Origin of the sequence: Collimonas humicola (genome assembly GCF_018304945.1) — a bacterium.
GTDB lineage: Bacteria > Pseudomonadota > Gammaproteobacteria > Burkholderiales > Burkholderiaceae_D > Collimonas > Collimonas humicola.
Window position 1 is genome coordinate 52433 of sequence record NZ_JAGQEE010000007.1, and the last position, 21129, is coordinate 73561.

General features: G+C 61.1%; 18 protein-coding genes. 9 read left to right on the forward strand and 9 right to left on the reverse strand.

Features of this window, described 5'->3' with window-relative positions:
• Positions 1-5: 5 nt before the first annotated feature.
• The 4 genes from KHU30_RS19390 to KHU30_RS19405 are packed head-to-tail and all read left to right on the forward strand — an operon-like array spanning position 6 to position 4917.
• Positions 6-1304, forward strand: a complete 1299-nt coding sequence (locus tag KHU30_RS19390) for an MFS transporter (RefSeq protein ID WP_211444257.1) — start codon at positions 6-8, stop codon at positions 1302-1304.
• Positions 1301-2545: a mandelate racemase/muconate lactonizing enzyme family protein gene (locus KHU30_RS19395; protein WP_211444258.1), complete on the forward strand. Its 1245-nt coding sequence runs from the start codon at positions 1301-1303 to the stop codon at positions 2543-2545. The genes KHU30_RS19390 and KHU30_RS19395 overlap by 4 nt, the downstream gene beginning before the upstream one ends.
• Entirely contained in the window at positions 2545-4170 is a 1626-nt protein-coding gene (locus KHU30_RS19400; RefSeq protein ID WP_211444259.1) for a GMC family oxidoreductase, read from the forward strand. The genes KHU30_RS19395 and KHU30_RS19400 overlap by 1 nt, the downstream gene beginning before the upstream one ends.
• Positions 4171-4230: 60 nt before the next feature.
• A complete protein-coding gene (locus KHU30_RS19405; RefSeq protein ID WP_211444260.1) occupies positions 4231-4917 on the forward strand; it encodes an SDR family oxidoreductase in 687 nt (228 codons plus the stop codon).
• A 192-nt stretch (positions 4918-5109) separates the two neighbouring features.
• Here the strand turns inward: KHU30_RS19405 and lysS are convergent, their stop codons facing one another.
• Both lysS and prfB read right to left on the reverse strand, forming a co-directional pair.
• Positions 5110-6636 (reverse strand): lysine--tRNA ligase, encoded by a 1527-nt coding sequence (lysS, locus tag KHU30_RS19410; protein WP_211444261.1) that lies wholly within the window; start codon positions 6634-6636, stop codon positions 5110-5112.
• A gap of 101 nt (positions 6637-6737) precedes the next feature.
• Positions 6738-7842 (reverse strand): peptide chain release factor 2 gene (gene prfB / locus KHU30_RS19415; protein ID WP_211444262.1). Its coding sequence is split into 2 segments (ribosomal slippage): positions 6738-7760 and positions 7762-7842, totalling 1104 coding nucleotides; the frame shifts between segments, so codons are not numbered across the junction.
• A 203-nt stretch (positions 7843-8045) separates the two neighbouring features.
• Here prfB and KHU30_RS19420 point away from each other — a divergent pair.
• The gene (locus tag KHU30_RS19420; RefSeq protein WP_211444263.1) at positions 8046-8795 is read left to right on the forward strand and encodes a hypothetical protein; all 750 of its coding nucleotides are present in this window, start codon (positions 8046-8048) and stop codon (positions 8793-8795) included.
• 13 nt (positions 8796-8808) lie between these two features.
• Here KHU30_RS19420 and KHU30_RS19425 read toward each other — a convergent pair whose 3' ends face one another.
• Positions 8809-9090, reverse strand: coding sequence for a helix-turn-helix domain-containing protein (locus tag KHU30_RS19425; RefSeq protein WP_211444264.1), 282 nt, complete (start codon positions 9088-9090; stop codon positions 8809-8811).
• Between the two features lie 156 nt (positions 9091-9246).
• Between KHU30_RS19425 and KHU30_RS19430 the strand changes: the two genes are divergently transcribed.
• Together KHU30_RS19430 and KHU30_RS19435 are read left to right on the forward strand one after the other, a co-directional pair.
• Positions 9247-9849, forward strand: coding sequence for a DJ-1/PfpI family protein (locus tag KHU30_RS19430; RefSeq protein WP_211444265.1), 603 nt, complete (start codon positions 9247-9249; stop codon positions 9847-9849).
• Entirely contained in the window at positions 9837-10844 is a 1008-nt protein-coding gene (locus KHU30_RS19435) for a GlxA family transcriptional regulator (protein WP_211444266.1), read from the forward strand. The genes KHU30_RS19430 and KHU30_RS19435 overlap by 13 nt, the downstream gene beginning before the upstream one ends.
• 91 nt (positions 10845-10935) lie before the next feature.
• On the opposite strand, the gene recJ is transcribed toward KHU30_RS19435, so the two are convergent.
• Both recJ and KHU30_RS19445 read right to left on the reverse strand, forming a co-directional pair.
• The gene (gene recJ, locus KHU30_RS19440; protein WP_211444267.1) at positions 10936-12630 is read right to left on the reverse strand and encodes a single-stranded-DNA-specific exonuclease RecJ; all 1695 of its coding nucleotides are present in this window, start codon (positions 12628-12630) and stop codon (positions 10936-10938) included.
• The gene (locus KHU30_RS19445) at positions 12627-13700 is read right to left on the reverse strand and encodes a hypothetical protein (RefSeq protein WP_211444268.1); all 1074 of its coding nucleotides are present in this window, start codon (positions 13698-13700) and stop codon (positions 12627-12629) included. Before KHU30_RS19445 ends, recJ begins: the two co-directional genes overlap by 4 nt.
• Before the next feature lie 144 nt (positions 13701-13844).
• Here KHU30_RS19445 and KHU30_RS19450 point away from each other — a divergent pair, with 144 nt between their 5' ends.
• A complete protein-coding gene (locus KHU30_RS19450) occupies positions 13845-14363 on the forward strand; it encodes a DinB family protein (protein ID WP_211444269.1) in 519 nt (172 codons plus the stop codon).
• A 15-nt stretch (positions 14364-14378) separates the two neighbouring features.
• On the opposite strand, the gene KHU30_RS19455 is transcribed toward KHU30_RS19450, so the two are convergent.
• From KHU30_RS19455 to KHU30_RS19465, 3 genes are all read right to left on the reverse strand, one after another.
• Positions 14379-15323: a PstS family phosphate ABC transporter substrate-binding protein gene (locus KHU30_RS19455; protein ID WP_211444270.1), complete on the reverse strand. Its 945-nt coding sequence runs from the start codon at positions 15321-15323 to the stop codon at positions 14379-14381.
• 128 nt (positions 15324-15451) lie between these two features.
• Entirely contained in the window at positions 15452-16471 is a 1020-nt protein-coding gene (locus tag KHU30_RS19460; RefSeq protein ID WP_211444271.1) for a PstS family phosphate ABC transporter substrate-binding protein, read from the reverse strand.
• Positions 16472-16482: 11 nt separating this feature from the next.
• Complete coding sequence (locus tag KHU30_RS19465; protein ID WP_211444272.1) at positions 16483-18642, reverse strand: TonB-dependent siderophore receptor; 2160 nt, start codon at positions 18640-18642, stop codon at positions 16483-16485.
• A gap of 254 nt (positions 18643-18896) precedes the next feature.
• On the opposite strand from KHU30_RS19465, the gene mgrA reads away from it, so the two are divergent.
• A complete protein-coding gene (gene mgrA / locus KHU30_RS19470) occupies positions 18897-19931 on the forward strand; it encodes an L-glyceraldehyde 3-phosphate reductase (protein ID WP_211444273.1) in 1035 nt (344 codons plus the stop codon).
• Positions 19932-20041: 110 nt separating this feature from the next.
• On the opposite strand, the gene KHU30_RS19475 is transcribed toward mgrA, so the two are convergent.
• Positions 20042-21058: a GlxA family transcriptional regulator gene (locus tag KHU30_RS19475; RefSeq protein ID WP_211444274.1), complete on the reverse strand. Its 1017-nt coding sequence runs from the start codon at positions 21056-21058 to the stop codon at positions 20042-20044.
• Positions 21059-21129: the final 71 nt, after the last annotated feature.

Genomic DNA, 21129 nt, shown 5'->3' on the forward strand with positions numbered 1-21129 from the left:
GAGACATGATAGATACCTTTGCAATAGCAGCAGGTACGCCCGTGCTGCAGAAGAAGCAAGACTTGAAGCGCTATTTTCAGTTTGCGTTGTTGCTGCTCGCCGCAGGCACCATCTATCCGATGCTGTATCTGCGGCAGAATTACGAACTGACCATTCTCGATGCCTTTCGCATCAGCAAGGAAGAACTGGAAAACAGCTATGCCATGCTGGGCTTGATCTATGTGATTTCCTACGCCCCCAGCGGCTGGCTGGCCGACAAGATATCGGTGCGCATCCTGATTCCGTTTTCGCTGACGCTGGTCGGCGTGCTGGGATTATGGTTCGCCACTTTTCCCGACAGGCAGTTCCTGCCGCTGATCTTCGCTGGTTGGGGCATAGGCGCCGGACTGACCTTCTGGGCAGCGCTGATCAAGAGCGTCAAGATGCTGGCAAAGCGTGAGGAACAGGGACGCTTCTTCGGCATCCTCGATGGCGGCCGTGGTTTGATCGAAGCCTTGCTGGCCACCGCAGCGCTCAGCATTTTTGCCTACATGACGCATCAGTCGGCTTCCAGCCGGGAGGCGATGCAACCTATCGTTCGCCTGTATTCGACCGGCTGCCTGCTGATTGCGGTGCTGATCTTTGTTTTCCTGGAAAAGCGCGGCCAGGCTGCGGATGAGAGCGCCGCCAGGCAAGATAAAGTCGGGTTGTTTGCCGGCCTGCGCATCCTGCTCGGCATTCCCCAGTTGTGGCTGATGGCCTTCGTCATCTTTACCGGCTATCAGCTTTTCTGGGTAACTTATTCTTTTTCCTCCTTCCTGCGTCAGGGACACGGCATGGATGCCATGGCGGCCGGCACCATCACCGTCATCAAATTATGGATGCGGCCGATAGGCGGTATCGGCGGCGGCTTCCTGGGCAACCGGTTTTCCAATGAAAACGTGCTGGCAGTCGCCATGCTGCTGGCAACGGCAGGACTGATCGGCCTGATGATCTTGCCGCAGCATGCCAATACCTATGCGCTGCTTGCGCTCGTGATGCTGATCGGCACCATGACTTACACCATACGTGGCCTCTACTGGGCGCTGCTGGACAAATGCCAGGTGCCGGCATCTGTGGTTGGCTTGGCGATCGGCGTGGTGTCCATGATCGGCTACCTGCCGGATATCTTCCTGCCGAAGATCAATGCCGCACTGTTGGGCATGTATCCGGGATTGGGCGGCTTCAAAGTGTATTACGGCTATATCGTCCTGTGCGGCGTGCTAGGCGCCGCCGGCGTGTTCTATTTTAAAAAATCTACCAAGAAGGAAAGGGCGCAGCCATGAAAATAGTATCAATGCAATCCCATATTGTCGCCGTGCCGCCGCCGTATTTCGGCGGCATGTACTGGATTTTCGTGACGCTGAAGACGGACTGCGGCATTGAAGGCGTCGGCGAGATATATGCCTCGACCTTTCATCCCAAGGTCATGGTGCCGGCCATCGCCGATGTTTTCGAACGCCATCTGCTGGACCATGATCCGCACCACATCGAGCGTTTTTTCCGTTCGGCCTATTCGAGCGGTTTCACCCAGCGTCCCGACCTGACCATGATGGGCATCGTCAGCGGCCTGGAAATGGCCTGCTGGGACATCATCGGCAAGGCGGCCAACAAGCCAGTCTATGAACTGATCGGCGGCCGCGTGCACGAACGGCTGCGTTCCTATACCTACCTGTATCCGAAGAACAGCAAGGGCGAGTACGACTATGACGACGTCGACCTGGCGGCGGAATGCGCGGTGGACATGATGAAGCAGGGCTTTACCGCGGTGAAGTTCGATCCCGCGGGTCCATACAGTGCTTATTCCGGCCACCATCTGTCGCTGGAAGTGATGGACAAGTCGGAAGAATTCTGCCGCAAGATCCGCGACGCGGTCGGCAGCAAATGCGATCTGTTGTTCGGCACTCACGGCCAGATGTCGACCGCTTCCGCCGTGCGGCTGGCCAAGCGCCTGGAAAAATACGACCCGCTGTGGTTTGAAGAGCCGGTGCCGCCGGGCCAGTCCGACGCCATGGCGGTGGTGGCGGGCAAGACCAGCATTCCGATCGCCACCGGTGAACGCCTCACCACCAAGTACGAGTTCTTCGACCTGCTGAACCGTGGCGGCGCTTCGATCCTGCAGATGAACCTGGGCCGCGTCGGCGGCATCCTGGAAGCCAAGAAAATTGCCGCCATCGCCGAAGTGTATTACGCGCAGATCGCGCCGCATCTGTACAACGGCCCGATCGGCGCCGCCGCCAGCATCCAGCTGGCGACCGCCACGCCGAATTTCCTGATCCAGGAAAGCATCCGCAACTGGGACGGCTTCCATTCCGAAATCCTGAAGAAGCCGATCGCCTGGGAGGACGGCTTCATCATCCCGTCGACCGAACCCGGCCTTGGGGTAGAGTTGAACATGGAGGTGGTGGCGGCCAACTCACCGTATACCGGCGACAAGCTGCACATTTCCATGGACCCCAAGCCGTTCGACGTCAAGCATCAATCCTCGGACAGCTGGAAAAACCGTTGGCGCGCAGAGAGTAAATAATGGCTTTTGATTTCATCATCGTCGGCGCCGGCTCGGCCGGCTGCATCCTGGCCAACCGGCTGAGCGAATGCGGCAAGTACAGCGTGCTGCTGCTGGAAGCCGGCGGCAGGGACGATTCCTGGTGGCTGAAGATACCGGTCGGTTTCGCCCGCACTTACTACAATCCCGACTACAACTGGATGTACTACAGCGAGCCGGAAGCGCAGATGGCCGGGCGCCGGCTGTATGCGCCGCGCGGCAAGGTGGTGGGCGGCTCAGGCAACATCAACGCCATGATCTACGTGCGCGGCCAGGCCAGCGATTTCGACGACTGGGAAGCGGCGGGCAACCCGGGCTGGGGCTATCGGGATGTGCTGCCTTACTTCAAGAAGCTGGAAGCCCATCCGCTCGGCGACACCAGTTATCACAACAGCAAGGGCCTGATCGGCGTTACCCAGATGAAGCACGGCGCCCATCCGATCTGCCAGGATTATCTGCAGGCGTGCAGGGAGCTCGGTTATCCGCTGAACGATGATTTCAACGGCGCCAGCTTCGAAGGCGCCGGCATCTACGAAGCGAATATCCGCAAGGGCAAGCGCGATTCCAGCAGCTACGCCTATCTGCATCCGGCGCTGAAGCGGCCCAACCTGACGCTGGAGTGCCATGCCCAGGCCGAGCAGATCCTGTTCGATCCGGACAAGCGCGCGGCCGGCGTTGCGGTCATGCAGAACGGCTTGCGCCGTGTGTTCAAGGCCAACAAGGAGGTGATCCTGGCCGCTGGCGCGGTGGACTCGCCCAAGCTGCTGCAGTTGTCGGGCGTGGCCGATGCAGAACTGCTGGCCGCGCACGGCATCCCGCTGGTGCAGCATCTGCCGGGAGTGGGTAAGAACCTGCAGGATCATCTGTGCGTGTCGTTCTATTTCAAGGCCAACAAGAAGACGCTCAACGACGAGCTGGGTTCGTTGCTGGGCCAGGCCAGGGCTGGCATCCAATACTTGTTCAGGCGCAGCGGCCCGCTGGCGATGAGCGTCAACCAGGCCGGCGGTTTCTTCAAGGGCAGCGCTGAGGAGCCGCATCCCAACCTGCAGCTGTACTTCAATCCGCTGTCTTACCAGATTCCCAAGAATCCGCTGGCAAAGCTGAAACCGGATCCTTATTCCGGTTTCCTGCTGTTCTTCAATTCGTGCCGTCCCAGCAGCCGCGGCGCAATTGAAATCGCCAGCAAGGATGTCGTCGTGCCGGCCAGGATCATGCCGAACTACCTGAGCACGCAAAAGGATCAGGACGAAGCAATCCAGGGCGGCGCCCTGATACGCAAGCTGATCCAGGCGCCGGCTTTCAAGAAGATTATCGTGGAAGAGATGTCGCCTGCCGCGGCGGTGAGCGACGATGCCAGCATGCTGCAATTCTTCCGCGAGCAAGCGGGTTCGATCTACCACCTGTGCGGCTCTTGCGCGATGGGCCCGGACCAGCAAAAGTCGGTGGTCTCCAGCACGCTGAAAGTGCATGGCGTCAAAGGCCTGCGCGTGATCGACGCCTCGGTTTTCCCCAACATCACTTCGGGGAATATCCATGCGGCGGTGATGATGGTGGCGGAAAAGGGTGCAGAGCAGATATTGACCGATTATCGCCAGCGTGGAATGTAGGCATTCCACTCTACCCCTAATTTTTCCGATCCTAATTTTTTATTGTTTGAAAGAAAAGCCATGAAAAACATTTTTATTACCGGCGGCACCAGTGGCATCGGCGCGGCCACGGCACGCCATGCGATTGCTGCCGGCCACAATGTATTCGTCACCGGCCGCAGCGAGCCGCGACTGCAGGCTTTCCTGGATTCCTTTCAAGGCGAACAGCGTTCTCGCATTTTCGGCGAGGTGGTCGATGCCGGTTCCTGGGAGCAGACCGAGTCTGCGGTGCAGGCATGCCTGCAGCGTTGGGGCAGGCTGGATGTGGCTTTCGCCAATGCCGGATTTTCCGCACGTGGCGATCTGGCCAGCGGCGATCCGGAGAAATGGCGCGAGATGCTGATGACGAATGTGCTGGGCGCAGCGCTGCTGATAAAGGCCACCTTGCCGGCGCTTACCACGGCACGCGGCTATTTCCTGTTCACCGGCAGCACCGCCGGCCGCAAGGTTTATCCGGGCAATCTCTATACCGCAACCAAATGGGCTGTCACCGGCCTGGCGGAAAGCCTGCGCCAGCAAGTGGTGGGAAGCGGGGTGCGTGTCTCCGTCATTTCCCCGGGTCATGTAGATACCCCGCTGTGGGCCGAGCGTCCAGACGCCATGATGGAAGCAGATGACGTCGCGCGCGCGGTGATGTGGATACTGGACCAGCCCGATCACATCGATGTCAGCGAAATGATTATCCGCGCGCTCGGGCAGGAGTTTTAGCCAGAGGCCCGATCCAGGTTTTAATACTTAATTGGGGTCAGAGTCGATTTATTTTGGCGACTGCCTGTATTTGTACTGCTTGGGACGTCAAATGGGGTCAGAGTAATTTTCGCAAAAAGCCGCGAAAAAAACTCTGACCCCATTTGACTGCGTCTGCGCTGGTTTTTGGAAAAACCAGCGCTTCCGGATATATCAGTCCTCGCGGCGCAGGTGCGGGAACAGGATGACGTCGCGGATGTTCGGCGAGTCGGTGATCAGCATCATCAGGCGGTCGATGCCGATGCCGCAGCCGCCGGTCGGAGGCATGCCGTATTCCAGCGCGCGGATGTAGTCTGCGTCGTAGTACATGGCTTCTTCGTCGCCGGCGTCCTTGGCGGCGACCTGGGCCTGGAAGCGCGCGGCCTGGTCTTCGGCATCGTTCAGCTCGGAGAAGCCGTTGGCGATTTCGCGGCCGGTGATGAACAGTTCGAAGCGTTCGGTGATGCCGGGCACGGTGTCGGAAGCGCGCGCCAGCGGCGATACTTCCACCGGATAGTCGACGATGTAGGTCGGATCCCACAGCTGCGCTTCGGCGGTTTCCTCAAACAGCGCCAACTGCAGCGCGCCGAGGCCGGAGTGCGCATGCGGCTTGACGCCGAATTTCTTCAGCTCGGCCTTGATGAATTCCGCATCCTGCAATTGCGCGTCCTGGTATTGCGGCGCGTACTTGTTGATGGCGCCGACGATGGTCAGGCGCTGGAACGGCTTGCTCAGGTCCAGTTCGCGGCCCTGGTAGGTCAGGGTGGCGGTGCCGTGGGCATCGACCGCCGCCTGGCGGATCACCTGTTCGGTGAAGGTCATCAGCCATTGGTAATCGACGTAGGCTGCGTAGAACTCCATCATCGTGAATTCCGGATTGTGGCGCGGCGATACGCCTTCGTTACGGAAGTTGCGATTGACTTCAAACACGCGCTCAAAGCCGCCGACCACCAGCCGCTTCAGGTACAGCTCAGGGGCGATACGCATGAACATCTGCATGTCCAGCGCATTGTGGTGCGTGATGAACGGCTTGGCCGCGGCGCCTCCGGGGATGGCGTGCAGCATCGGCGTCTCGACTTCCATGAAGTCGTTCTTTTCCATGAAGCGGCGGATCGACGACATGGCGGCAGTGCGCGCCTTGAAGGTGCGGCGCGTTTCTTCGTTCATGATCAGGTCGACGTAGCGCTGGCGGTACTTGGTTTCCTGGTCGGCCAGGCCGTGGAACTTGTCCGGCAGCGGACGCAGCGACTTGGTCAGCAGGCGCAGCGTGGTCACCTTGACCGACAGTTCGCCGGTCTTGGTCTTGAACAGCGTGCCTTCGGCGCCGAGGATGTCGCCGAGGTCGTAGTGCTTGAAGCTGTCGTAGTTGTCTTCACCGATGTTTTCCTTGGTGATGAACAGCTGGATGCGGCCGTCGGCCTTGCTGCCCGAGGCGTCCTGCAAGGTCGCGAAGGAAGCCTTGCCCATCACGCGCTTGAGCATCATGCGGCCCGCTACCACCACCTTGACGGCGGCGGCGTCCAGCGTTTCGCCGTCCTGGCCGGCATACTCCGCCTGCACCGCGTCCGCCTTGTGCGTCGGGCGGAAATCGTTAGGGAAGGCCACGCCCTGGCTGCGCAAGGCGCCGAGCTTGTTGCGGCGTTCCGCGATGATCTTGTTTTCGTCTTGCGGGACAGGTTGCTGCTGATTGTCTGTCGTCATGTCAGTGTCTTTTTAAATGATGCGGTGAAACGTCTGTGGTGCGGCGGGGAAGACCGCGCCACGGCGATGGTCCGTGGCGCGTGGTGCTGCCGAGTCTGCAATTACACGCCTTGCTTGAGCGAGGCTGCGATGAAGTCGTCAAGGTCGCCGTCGAGGATGGCCTTGGTGTTGCCGCTTTCGAAGTTGGTGCGCAAATCCTTGATGCGCGACTGGTCCAGCACGTAGGAGCGGATCTGATGGCCCCAGCCGACGTCGGTCTTGGAGTCTTCCAGTTTCTGCTGCTCGCTCATGCGCTTGCGCAGTTCCAGCTCATACAGCTTGGCTTTCAGCATGTCCCACGCTTCGGCGCGGTTGCGGTGCTGGCTGCGGTCGTTCTGGCATTGCACCACAATCCCGGACGGCATGTGCGTCAGGCGCACCGCCGAGTCGGTCTTGTTGATGTGCTGGCCGCCGGCGCCGGAGGCGCGGTAAGTATCGACGCGCACATCGGCGGGATTGACGTCGATATCGATCGAATCATCCACTTCCGGATACACGAACAAGCTGGAGAACGAGGTGTGGCGGCCGTTGGCGGAATCGAATGGCGATTTGCGCACCAGGCGGTGGACGCCGGTTTCGGTGCGCAGGAAGCCATAGGCGTAGTCGCCTTCGACTTTCAGGGTCGCGGTCTTGATGCCGGCGACTTCTCCGTCGGACTGTTCCAGGATCTCGACCTTGAAACCCTTGCGCTCGCAATAGCGCAGATACTGGCGCAGCAGCATCGAAGCCCAGTCCTGCGCCTCGGTGCCGCCGGCGCCGGCCTGGATATCGATGAAGCAGTTGTTCGGGTCCATCGGATTGCTGAACATGCGGCGGAATTCCATGCCTTCCACCAGCTTGCGCAATTCCTCGGTATCGGCTTCCACCGCTTCTACCGTTTCTTCATCCTGTTCTTCGCGGGCCATCAGGAACAGATCGGTCGTGTCGCGCAGATCGGCTTCGATCTTGGTCAGCGTCAGCACGATGGCTTCCAGCGATTTCTTTTCTTTACCCAGGTCCTGGGCGCGCTTCTGGTCGTTCCAGACTTCCGGATCTTCCAGCTCGCCATTGACCTGGTCGAGTTTCTCTAACTTCGTATCGAAGTCAAAGATACCTCCGAAGTTCGGCTTCGCGACTGGTCAGGTCGGCAAGCAGGTTTTGCAGGGAATTTAAGCGTTCGGCTTCCATTTTTGGCTCTTTTGCAATCAAACCCTAAATTATACGCCAGCAGCATGCCGGATGGCGCGGGTGTTTCCCGATTGACACGGATTCTGCAATGTTTTGTCTCAAATCGGAAGCAATGTGAACCATTGCGAGATGGCAGCTATCGAAGCGGCAAGCTCATTACAATGGAATACGCTTGATAACTCTTCAGCCTGGCCCTGCCGCCCATGCTTCTTAAACTACGATGTGATGCCGTTTTATCATCGCTGGCGCTGCCGTTGTGCTTGATGATGGGCGGTTGCAGCATGCTGGCGCCGACGCCGGCGCCGCATGGCGAAGTGCAGGGCGCCTCCACCAGCGGGGCGGAACTGGCGCAGTCCGACGTCAACCGCATCGCCACGCTGGGCATGCGCGACAACCTGGACAGCCTGTATCGCTTGCTGGATAAGTTGTACCGGCGCAATCCGGCCGAATGGAAAAAGACCGCAAGCAGCCGCGAACTGGCCATCAAGCGGGTGCGCGATGCGATCGAAGCGCGCCAGCCATGGCCCGAGCTGCAGGGCAAGCATGACATCCAGGCGCTGTCGCTGGCGCTGACGCCCGATTTCAGCGGCGACCGCGCGGCGGCCTTCATCTATGGCGCGGCCGACATGATCATCGTCGCCCACGGTGGCAAGACCAGCTTCTACCTGATCGACGGCTTCGACGCCCAATACCTGTACAACGCCGCGCGCAATATGGAAATTGCCGCATGGATACTCAGCAACCGCAAGAACACGGCAGGCCAGCCCTTGCTGTTATCCAACGACATGAGCGAGAGCGAGCACAACATCAGTTTTGAAAGAGAGTTCGGCAAGATCATCGCCCGTATCGACCTGCTGGCCGAGATGACCACCGAGAAGTACCGCCGCGCCGGCATCAGCTACCTGCAGAACCTGGTCGGCGGAACTTTCCTGCAATTCCTGCCGGTGCGCTAAGGCAGGGATAGCTTCAGGCTGGCGCCAGTTCCACGTGCACGCGCAGGCCGAGCGCCGTCGCGATATTGACCAGGGCATCGAGGGAAAAGTGCGCCACGCGGCCGCACAGCAGATCGTCCATGCGAGGCTGGCTGATGCGGCAATGGCGGGCTGCGTCGCTTTCCGTCCATCCGCTCTGCCGCACGATTTCGCTGATTTTCTCCAGCAGTTCAGAACGTGTATGCAGGTTGGCGGCTTGTTCAGCCGCATTGGCAATCGGGTCCCACACATTGGGGTAGCTGTCGGATTTGCGCATTTCCCACCTCCTCTGAATATTTAGAGTCGTTATGTCCGGTTTTGTCCGCATTATGTCTACGCAGGGCATTTTTAGATATTGGCAGCAGACTTAACATGATCTCCAGCGATGACAGTCCGGTCCCCGGGCAGCGCGTATATCGGATGAGGTCAAGAGATGCTGAGCGTGGGAATACTGGTATTTGACGATGTGGAGATCCTGGATTTTTCCGGACCCTATGAAGTGTTTTCAACTGCCGCGCGGGTCCATGGCCGGAGCAATGGCAACGGCGCCGCGGCGAATCTGTTCAAGTGCTTCCTGGTCGCGCCCGCCATGCGGCCGGTGCGTGCAAGAGGAGGAATGAAAGTGTTGCCGGATTGCGTGCTGACGCCGTCTTCCGATCTCGACGTGCTGCTGGTGCCGGGTGGCGACGTGGCGGCTATCCTCAACAATGACGCGGTAATCGCGTGGATTGCCGCCCAGTCTGACAGCACGGCGATCATGGCTTCGGTCTGTACCGGCGCCTTCCTGCTGGCCAAGGCCGGCCTCCTGAACGGGCTGGATGTGACGACGCATTGGGAAGACCTGGAGCAATTGCAAGAGGGTTTTCCGAGCCTGAACGTGAAGAGCGGCGCAGCCTGGATAGATTGCGGTAAAGTAGTGACCTCCGGCGGCATATCGGCGGGCATCGACATGAGCTTGCACCTGGTCGAGCGCTTGGCTGGACGTCCGCTGGCCGACGCCACCGCCAGACAGATGGAGTACCGATGGCTGCAATAGCTGACAATTCGCGCCGGGCCGGGACCACGATCCCGGTCTATTTCCTCCTGCGCGACGCCACCATGACGCTTGACCTGATGGGTCCGGCGGAGGTGCTGCGCTACGCCAACCGGATCGCCGAGCGCGAAGGCCGCGCCGATTTTTTCGACCTGCGTTATGTCAGCGCGGCCGAGCGCATCAGCACCTCGCTCGGGCTCGGCCTGACCGGATTCGGTCCTTTGCCGGACAGCCTGCCGCACAACGCCATGGTGGTGCTGCACGGCTGCGTCGGCAGCGACGACGATTTCAGCAGCGCCAACGACCAGCGCGCCGTCGCCTGGCTGCGCGCCCAATGGCGGGATAGCCATCGCCTGCTGTGCAGCTGCACCGGCGCCTTGCTGGCCGGCTACGCAGGTTTGCTGGACGGCCGCCAGTGCACCACGCATCACAGCCATTGCGACGACTTGCGCCGCATCGCGCCGCGCGCCCATGTACTGGAAAACCGCATCTTCGTTGAAGACCGCAATATCTACACCAGCGCCGGCGTCACCACCGGCATCGACCTGACGCTGCACGTGGTTGCGCAAATCGCCGGCCATGCCCGCAGCGCTTCGATTGCGCGCTCGCTGGTGATCTACATGCGCCGCGCCGGCAGCGATCCGCAGCTGTCGCCATGGCAGGCTTGCCGCAATCACTTGCACCCCGCGGTGCACCGGGTGCAGGACGCCGTCATCGGCGACCCCGCCCGCGACTGGGACCTGCAGCAGCTGGCCGACATCGCCTGCACCAGCGAACGCCACCTCACCAGGCTGTTCCGCGAACATACCGGCTGCAGCCTGGTCGACTACATCCAGCGCATCCGCGTCGCCCTGGTGCGCGAACTGCTGACGCAATCCAAGCTCGACATGGAGCAGGTAGCGCAGCAGGCCGGCTTCAATTCAACCCGCCAGCTAAGACGCGTATGGAGCAAATTCGAAAATTTCCCACCCAGCCAGCAACGCCAGCTCAGTAGTTAAATGGGGTCAGAGTCGAATTTTTTGAAGAACAAAAATTCGACTCTGACCCCATTTAGCGGACTACGGAGTACAAATATTTGCATCCGCCAACCTACATCGGTTCCGCGTGCTCCACCATCAGCTGCACCTTGGTCACGCCGTTATATTCGTTCGCATCCAACCGGAACGCCACCTTAGCCTTGCTGCCCAGCTCATCGGTATGGCCGAACCAGATCGCGTCATAGCGTGTGCCATTGCGCTCCAGCAGCAGCTTCAGGTGCTTCTCCTTCAGGATGCGCTGGCTGACCACTCGGAACTCATCGCAAAACAGCGGCGGCGCAAAGCCCTGACCCCACACCTGGCCATCCATCAGCTCGATGAACTGCGTGGTGTAGTAGGCATCTTCCAGCGGGCCGTCGGTTTCCACCACGCGTTCCAGCTGGCTCTTGCCCAGCCACTCGCGCCCGACTTTTTCAAAGGCCTCGGCAAAGGCTTCAAACGCGTCGGCGCGGATAGTCAGTCCGGCAGCCATTGCATGGCCGCCGAATTTCTGGATCAGGCTGGGTGCGTGCTTGGACACCAGGTCCAGCGCATCGCGCAGATGAAAGCCGGGAATCGAGCGTCCCGAGCCCTTGATCAAGCCTTCGCCGCCCGGCGCAAAGGTAATCGTCGGCCGATAGAACTTGTCCTTCAGGCGTGACGCCACGATGCCGATCACGCCCTGATGCCATGAGGCGTCGAACACGCTGATGGTGGTGCTGTCTTGCGGCTTGAAATCATCCAGCAAGGCCAGCGCGGTATCCTGCATGCCGGCTTCGATGTCGCGCCGCTCGCGGTTGATGGCATCGAGCTGCTGAGCGATGGCCCAGGCGCGGCCTTCGTCGTCAGTGGTCAGGCATTCGATGCCGAGCGCCATGTCGGCCAGGCGGCCGGCCGCATTCAGGCGCGGTCCCAGTGCAAAGCCCAGGTCGAAAGGCGTGGCGCGGCGCGCCTCGCGCCCGGCGGCGCGGAACAGGGCGGCAATGCCGGCATGCATGCGGCCGGCGCGCATGCGCTTCAAGCCTTGCGCCACCAGGATGCGGTTGTTGGCGTCCAGCTTGACGACGTCGGCCACGGTGCCGAGCGCCACCAGGTCCAGCAGCACGTCCAGTTTCGGCTGGCTCTTGGCGTCGAACACGCCGCGCTTGCGCATTTCTGCGCGCAGCGCCAGCAAGACATAGAACATGACGCCGACGCCCGCCAGGTTTTTGCTGGGAAAGCCGCATTCCGGCTGGTTGGGATTGACGATGACGCGCGCCGCCGGCAAGGTGTCGGCCGGTAAGTGATGGTCGGTGACCACCACCTCGATGCCGCGCCGGTTGGCTTCTTCCACGCCGTCGATGCTGGCGATGCCGTTGTCGACCGTGACGATGATGTCGGGTGATTTCTCGCGCGCGGTCAGTTCGACGATCTCCGGCGTCAGGCCGTAGCCGTATTCGAAGCGGTTCGGCACGATGAAATCGATGTTGGCGCCCAGCAGCCGCAAGCCGCGCAGGCCGACTGCGCAGGCGGTGGCGCCGTCGCAATCGTAGTCGGCGACGATCACCATTTTCTTTTGCGCGGCAATGGCGTCGGCCAGGAAGCTGGCGGCGGCGTCGATGTGCAGCAGGCCGGCGGGCGGGATCAGCGCCGTCAGTTCGCTTTCCAGCTCCTTGACGTCAAGCAGGCCGCGCGCGCTGTAGACGCGGGCCAGCACCGGATGGACGCCGCTCTGGTGCAGCCGTTCGGAGTCGCGGAAGGAATAGGGGCGGGTGGCGATACGGGTCATGGCAGCAATCTGTCGAGGGTTGGCTTGAGCCAGAATTTTTTTAACGCGAAGCGGCTGGTGCTCAGTTCAAGCACGTGGCTGCTGTCGGTAATGACGAGGGACAGGCTATCCAGACGCCCCTGTTGCATGGCTTGCAGCAAGGGTGCGAACCAGGCGCTTTCCATGGCTTTCAGCTGTTCCAGCCAGCTCGACCATTCGCCGGTGAGGGCCGGCTGGATCAGCGGGTCCAGCGTCAGCAGGCCTTTTTCAGGCTTGGCGGCGATGACATCGGCTGCGCCGGCATTGGTGCGGGCAGCCTTGGCATACTGGCCGAGACCGTTGAAGCCGTCCGGCAGATTGAATACCTCGCGCTGGCCGGCGCTTGACGCTGCAGCCGGCGAGCCGCCCCATAGCCACAGGGAGTTGACTGCCTGACGGCCTTGCATCTGGCGGCGTTCGTTCAGGGGATGGGCGAACCATAGCATCTGCACTTCATTCTGCAGCTTGCGCCAGGCGCGGGCGCCTTCGCCTTGCGGCATCCAGATGTCGATGTTATGGCCGCAAGCGGCGTCCGGCGTCGAGGTAAGCAGCCCCTGCCAGTCGTCGGCGCGCATGAACCAAGTGTTGGCGCTGCCGTAGACCAGTTCGCGGTCAACTTCGGCAAACAGCGGCGCCGCGGCATCGAACAGTTCACGCGAATCCGACTCGGACAGGCCGATCTGGCGGATATCGGTCAGCACCAGGTGATCGCGGGCGATATGGATGTGTGCCGGGTGCAGCATGAACCACGCGCCTTGCTCCGCCGGCAGGCCCAGCGCGCGCATGGCGGCGCAGGCCAGGGCAGGGCTGTTATGTGCGTCATGTCCTTGCTCGGGACTCGCAGGAGAAAACGGCGGCAGGGGAAATTGCGAGCTTAGCCACATTTCATGCGGCAGGGCGCGTGCAAAATCGTCGAACTCTCGACGGGAATGCTGATTTTTTGCGCGCGCCATCAGCGTGGCAAGGGCGGGCAGCTTCAATTCGCGCAATAAATCGCGCGCCAGTTCCGGTGGAGGCAGGCCGAATGGCAATAGGATAGTTAAATGACTCATGGCGAGATTGTAGGGCATCCGGCGGGGAGGCGGCGAATTTGGCGGGATTTGGCCCGTCGGATCGTGATCGGGGAGAAAATGTAAGGATGGAGAAAACCCGATAGAATTTCCCCAATCTTTCATCGCCAGACGACGCCAGCCATCATGAACGCAAAAAACCTGTTTACTACCCTGTTTGAATACAAAGCCTGGGCCAACGACACCTTGTTTGCCGCCGTCAGCGCTTTGCCGCAGGATGCGCACGAGCGCGAAAAGCATGACGCGACGCGCATCCTGAATCATGCCTACGTGGTGGACCGCATATTTGAAGCCAATCTGCAGCGCCTGCCGCACGACTACAAGGGCTTGAATACGCCGGCTACTCCTGCGCTTGCCGATCTGCGCGCGGCGGTGCGCGAGACCGATGGCTGGCTGCTGGCGTATGCGGGCGGCCTGAGCGAAGCGGAGCTTGATGAAACCGTCGACTTCATTTTCGTCGACGGCTCGCCGGGGCGGATGTCGCGTGCCGAAATGCTGATGCATGTGCTCACGCATGGCAATTACCATCGCGGCGCGGTCGGCCGTATCCTTGCGCAGATCGGTGTGCCGCCGCAGCGCGATACGCTCACGGTGTTTATGCATCGGCCGGAGCGTGCGTCTGCCGGCCAGTTGCAGACGTCGTAGCCGTCGGCTGCTGTATTAGTCCAGCTTCTTGATTTCCTTCTTCAAATCGTCCGCCGACAAAGGCAGGTATCCAGTCTTGCTGCCGGCGGCGCCGGCCATCAGGTTTTGCCCGGCGGGCGACAGGATCAGCTTCAGGTAATTCCTGTACTGTTCGTCCAGCGGCTGAGCCGGAGGCCGGTTCAGATACAGCTGCACATACACCGCCGGCGGATATTTTCCCGAGGCTACATTGTCGCGAGACGGCGTGACGGCAGCCGTGCCATCAGCCGCCGACAAGGGCAATATGCGCAGCAATTCCGGCAGCGCAGCGGTGTCGCCCGGAGCGAGCAAGGCAATCCCGTAAGGATCATCCGCGACTGCGGCCAATACCGCTTGCCGGCTGTCCAGCGCCTCGTAGTGCGAAGCGTACGAGTGCTTGCCGAGATGCCCGGTGCGCAACACCGTGGCGCTGCCGCCGTCGTCGCGCAGGCCGTACAGATGGATGCGGCGCTGTTGCCAGCTATCTTTCAATCCCAGTTGCGACCAGAAATTGATGTTGCCGGCGGCGGCGCCCGCGGTGAATACCCGGGCCAGTTGTTGCATGCTCAGGCCGGGCAGGGGATTGCGCCGGTTGACATAGACCGCGGGCGCGTTCTGGCCGTAGCCGGCGTAGCCGATGCGCAGCAGGAACGGCGCGTAGCCCCAGACTTGCCGGAAGGCGGCGATTTCGGCGGCGCTTGCTTCATGGGTGACTACGACGATGGAGGCGGCGCCAGCGGTCAGCGCCGGCAAGCCGGTGACGGATCCCTTGAGCGCCATGTCGATGCGCACCGCCGGTTGCGTACCGGCGAACATGGCGTTGATCTGTGTGAACAGATCCGACGTGCCCTCGGCGCCGGCCAGGGTCAAGCGTACTGCATCGCGTTGCGGCTGGTTTGAGGCGGCTGCCGCGCTCAGCTTGTCTGGCTCGGGAGCCGACATGGCAGCGGAGCTTGCCGCTAACGCTAAAAGACATAGTGAAAAAACGACGGATACTGCCTGCGGCACCGATGTGCGCATGCGTGAGCTGATGTTCATGGAATACCGAAAGAAATGGGACATGGCAAGCGTCAATCCAGCTTGCGCAATTCAGCAAGGACTTCCGCCGCCGACAAGGGAATATACCCGCCGGCCTGGCTGGCGATGATTTCCTGGCCCTGGCGCGAGAGCACCAGGCGCAGGTACTCCTTTGCGACCGGGTCGAGCGCTTTGCCGGGTTCGCGCCGCAGATAGAAATACACATAGCGGCCGTATGGATAGCTGCCGGCGGCGACTTCCTGACGGCTGCCGCGCGTTTCGCTGCGCCCGTCTTCGGAGACAATGGCGAGCTGCCTGAGTGCGGCGTTTTCATGGCCGATGGCGGCAAACGCAATGCCGGCCGGATCCTGTTCCAGCCGTTTCAGGATGGTTTCGGTGCTGCCCCATTGTTCGTAGGCCGGCGTGAAAGTGCGTCCTTGCAGCGGCCCGGCCTGCATGTAGGTGCCCATGCCGGTGTATTCGGGTGTGCCGAAAGGGTGGATGGCGCGTTCCTTCCAGTCGCCGCCGGCGCCCAGCTGGCCCCAGTGGGAAAGGTCGCCTTCCGGATTGCCGTTGCTGAAGATGCGCGCCACCTGGCGTGCGCTCAGGCGTTCGACCGGATTGACGCGGTTGACGTAGATGCCGATCGAGTACGACATCTCCTGCTGCGCGTCGTCGGAGGTATGGGCGATGCGGATTTCCAGCGGCGGTGCGCCGACGGCTTTTTCATAGGCTTCCAGCTCGGCCGCATTGGCGCCGCGTCCCATCGGACCGAACAGCATGCGCCCGTATGTCAGCAGCGGCATGGTGGCGGTGGTGCCTTTGATGTGGCCGGCAAAGCGCAGGCCTGGATGGCTGCTGGCGAACAAGGCATTGAAGCGGTCGATCACGAACTGCGCGTGCTCGGCGCCGCCGATGCGGATGGCGCCTTGCTCATCCAGGTAGCTGGCCTGGGCCGGCAGTTGCACGCTGCGCGCCTGATACTCAGGCAGGCCGGGATCCAGCTCCGCCATCGCCGCGCCGGCGCAGCATGACAGCGCGGCAGCCAGCAGCGTTCTTGAATACACAGACATGGCTGTCATCCTCAGAAATTGAGCTTGGCGCTGAGCGCCAACTCGCGGCCGGCGCCGATATTGACGAAGGGCGTGCCGCTGCAGCAGCTGGCGGTGTAATAAGTCGAATCGAAAAGATTCTTGACGTTGAACTGCCAGTCTACCGATTGGCCTTCGATCAAAGTGTTCCACGACACGAACGCATCCATCACGCGGCCGTAAGGCAGGTGGTAGACCTTGCCGCTGCCGTCGCCCACCGGCAGGCTGCTGAACACGCGGGCGCCGGCGCCCGCGCGGACGCGGCCTTCGACCGGGCCAAGACGCGAGATGCCGAAATCGCGCGTCAGGTACAGCGAAGCCGTATGCTTCGGCGTGTTCGGCAAGGGATTGCCGGCCAGCTTGGGGTCGTCGGCGTAGCGCGCTTCGGTGTAGGCATAGCTGCCGACCAGGCTCAGGTTCTTGCTGATGCGGCCGGTGGCGTCGAACTCCAGGCCGCGCGAGCGCGCCTTGCCGGCATTGCGGGTGTAGTTGATGCCGTTGATGGTTTCGGTGGTCTGGATGTTGCGCTTCTGGATATCGAATACCGCCAGCGTCGCCGTCAGGTTTTCGGTTTCCAGCTTGGAGCCGATCTCATAGCCCTTGGCCAGTTCCGGCGGCAGCTCGCCGATCGGCGTGGCGATCGAAGTATTCGGCTTGAACGATTCGCTGTAGCTGGCGTACATCGACCAGTCCGGCGCCAGCTTGTAGACCACGCCGGCGCGCGGCGTCGCCCGTCCGGCGGCGACCTTGCTGCCGACGATGAAGGGACGGCCTTTGCCGGTCAGTTCGTTGAAATATTCGTAGCGGGCGCCGGCCAGCAGGATCCAGCGTTCATCCAGGTGGATCGAGTCCTGCAGGAATACGCCGCGCGAGATCAGCTTGTCGGTCTGGTCGCTGTCGGCCGGGCTGATCTTGCTGCCGGCAGGCGTCAGCTGGCCGTAGACCGGGTTGTAGATGTTGAACTGGGTGTTGCTCGGGCCGCGATAAAGATCGCCCAGTACGCGGTAGTTGCGCATGTAGTCGACGCCGCCGACGATGTCGTGGCGCACATCGCCCCAGTTGAATTTTCCTTCCAGGTTCAAGGTCAGTGTGTGCGCCGACTGCACGCCGTTCTGGGTGGCGTCGACGCGCCGGGTGGCGGCGCCGGTGGCATAGTTGACTGACAGCACGCGCGCCTGCCAGTCGTTGTAATAGCTGCGGCTGAAGCCGTAGCCGCCGTGCAGGGTCCAGTCGGCGTTGAGCTTGTGGTCGAAGCGCAGGTTGACGGCGTCGGAACGGCCGGCCGAGACGTTGTAGGCTTCGTCGAAGCGGCGTTCCTTGGGCGTTGCCACCGGATTGCCGGTGCGCGGATCGATGATGGTGCCGCGGTCGATCGGCACCGAATAATTCATGTGCTCGTAGGCGAACGACAGCGTGGTGTCGCGGCCATACCAGGCCAGCGACGGCGCCACCACCGACTGCGTGGTTTCGCCGAAATTGCGCCAATAGTTGTTGCGCTGATGGTCGGCGATCAGCCGGTAAGCCAGTCCGGAATCGCCGATCGGTCCGGTCAGGTCGATCTGTTCGCTGATGCCGCCGTAGCTGGAGCCGCTGAGCATGACGGAACGCTGGTTTTCCAGCAGCGGCTTCTTGCTGATGACATTGATCACGCCGCCCGGATCCATGCTGCCATAGAGCATGGAGGAGGGCCCTTTCAGCACTTCGATGCGCTCAGTGGTCGGGGTGAAATTGCGCGGCTGGACCGACAGCATGCCGTCGCGCAGCATGGAGTTGTCGCGGTTGTCGCCGAAGCCGCGCTTGATGATGGCGTCCAGCGTGCCGCCCAGCGTATTGCCCATGCGGATGCCGGAGACCGTATCCAGCGATTCCGCCAGGCTGCTCGGCTGGCGGTCCTGCAGGAACTGGGAGGTGACAACACTGACCGCCTGCGGCACGTCGATCAGGGCAGCGTCGCTGCGGCTGGCGACGGAAGCGCGTTTCGCCTGGTAGCCGTTTTCGGCCGGATTACCGCCATCCCGGCTGGCTTTGACAGAGACCGTGGGCAGCACGTTTTCGGCTGCCGCGGCGTTGTTGTTTGACTGTGTCGGCAGATCCGCTGCCATCGCGCCGTGCGTCAGCACGAGCGAACATATTCCTACTAATCGTTTTTTCAAAACCTTATCCTCACCGAGTTGCTTATAGTTAATTTTATTTTTGTAATAGCCGTCATTATATATAAATGATAATCATTCGCAATTATAGTTATGTAATTTCTTAAAAGCTTTTGAAAAATGCCTCGTTTTGTTTTCGGAGACTGGGACGAATGCCGGCGGGGCGCTCTCGGCAGGGCGGGAAATAGCTCTGTAGAATCGTCCTGCCGGTAAAGCAGGATTTTCAAAGAGACCATCGTTTAAAGGAACAATCAGTCATGAGTTATCACGCATCAAGCAAGCGCTACGACGACATGCAGTACCGTTTTTGCGGCCGCAGCGGCCTCAAGCTGCCGTTGTTGTCGATGGGGCTCTGGCACAATTTCGGCGACACCACCTCGCTGGCGCGCCAGCGCGAGATGGTGCATACCGCCTTCGACCTCGGCATCACCCATTTCGACCTGGCCAACAACTACGGGCCGCCGTACGGCAGCGCCGAAACCAATTTCGGCCGCATCCTGAAGGAAGACTTGCGGCCTTACCGCGACGAGCTGATCATCTCGTCCAAGGCCGGCTGGGACATGTGGCCGGGGCCGTACGGCCAGGGCGGCGGTTCGCGCAAATACGTGCTGGCCAGCCTCGACCAGAGCCTGCAGCGCCTGGGGCTGGACTACGTCGATATCTTTTACTCGCACCGCTTCGATCCGGAGACGCCGCTGGAAGAAACCATGGGCGCGCTGGCGACCGCCGTGCAGCAGGGCAAGGCGCTGTATGTCGGCGTCTCTTCCTACTCGCCGGCCAAGACGGCGGAAGCGGCGCAGCTGCTGCGCGACTGGAAAGTGCCTTGCCTGATCCACCAGCCTTCCTACAACATGCTGAACCGCTGGATCGAGCAGGGTTTGCTGGATACGCTGCAGCAGGAAGGCATGGGCTGCATCACCTTTACCGCGCTGGCGCAGGGTTTATTGAGCGATAAATACCTGAACGGGATTCCGCAGGATGCGCGCATCAACCGCGAAGGCGGCGGTTCCCTGCAGCAGGCGCATCTGAGTCCTGAGAACCTGGCGCGGGTGCGGGCCTTGAATGAGATCGCCAAGGCGCGCGGGCAAAGCCTGGCGCAGATGGCGCTGGCCTGGGTGCTGCGCGATCCGCGCGTGACGACGACCTTGATCGGCGCCAGCAGCCCGGCGCAGATCCGGGAAAACGTAGCGGCCCTGGCGCGGCTGGATTTTTCCAAGGAAGAGCTGGCGGCGATTGATGTGCAGGCGCAGGATGGCGGGATTAATTTGTGGGAGAAGTCTTCCCAAGGGTAAGCCAGTTTCTTGTGTGCGCAACGGCCACGGCTCCGTGGTCCGTTAAATTGGGGTCAGAGTCGAATTTTTTGAAGAACAAAAATTCGACTCTGACCCCAATTTAATTTGTGCTATACGAATGCGGCGGGGTGCCGGTTTTGGGCTGCGAGAAGTGCTGCCGGGACTGTTGCTTGCTGGCGGCGTTCGGTGCTGGGCGCAACGCTGAATACTTCGCGGTAGGTCTTGCTGAAGTGACAGGCGGACTGGAAGCCGCAGGCGACGGTGATGCTGAGGATGGACATGTCGGTCTGGCGCAGCAGTTCCCTGGCCTTGCGCAGGCGCAGCGTCAGATAGTAATGCGTGGGCGACATGCCCATGTGTTCCTTGAACATGCGCTGCAGCTGGCGCGGCGACGAGTTTGACAGCTGCGCCAGTTCATCCAGCGACAAGGGTTCTTCGATATTGGCTTCCATCAGCGACACCACTTCCACCATGGCCGGCCGGGCCGAGGTCATGCGCACCGTCAGCGGCACCCGCTGCTGGTCCTTGTGGTCGCGCACATGTTCCAGGATGAACTGGTCGGCAATCGCGGCAATCGTGGTTTTCCCGACTTGTCCGGAAATCAGGTTCAGCATCATGTCCAGCGGCGCAATGCCGCCGGTGCAGGTGATGCGGTCGCGGTCCACCACAAACAGGTCAGGGGCGAACGCAACCGCGGGATAAGAGCGCTTCATCGACGACAGGTTTTCCCAGTGCGTGGCGCAGGTATAACCGTCCAGCAGTCCGGCTTCGGCCAGCGCGAAAGCGCCCGTGCACAGGCTGCCCAAGGTTATCCCTTGTTGCGCCAGGTTTCTCAGCAAGTCCAAGGTGGCGCTGTTGATGGCGCTGGCGATTTGGGTGCCGCCGCAGACGAAGACGGCATCGGCAGCCGGGCATTGGTCGGCGCGCATGGTGGTGACGGCGAGGCCGTTGCTGGCGCTCACGGGGCCGCCTTCGGGGCTGATGATGGACCAGCGGTAGAGCGGCTTTCCTTCCAGGTAATTCGCCATGCGCAATACTTCGATGGCATTTGAAAATGCCAGCATCGTAAAGCTATTGAGCGGCATGAAAGCAAAGTGGGTGAAGGAATTGGAAGTGCTTTGAGACATGACCTGCTCCGTTGGCAAACATCAGCGATGGACAATGTAACGTTGAAATGGCCGAACTAACAAACGCTTTC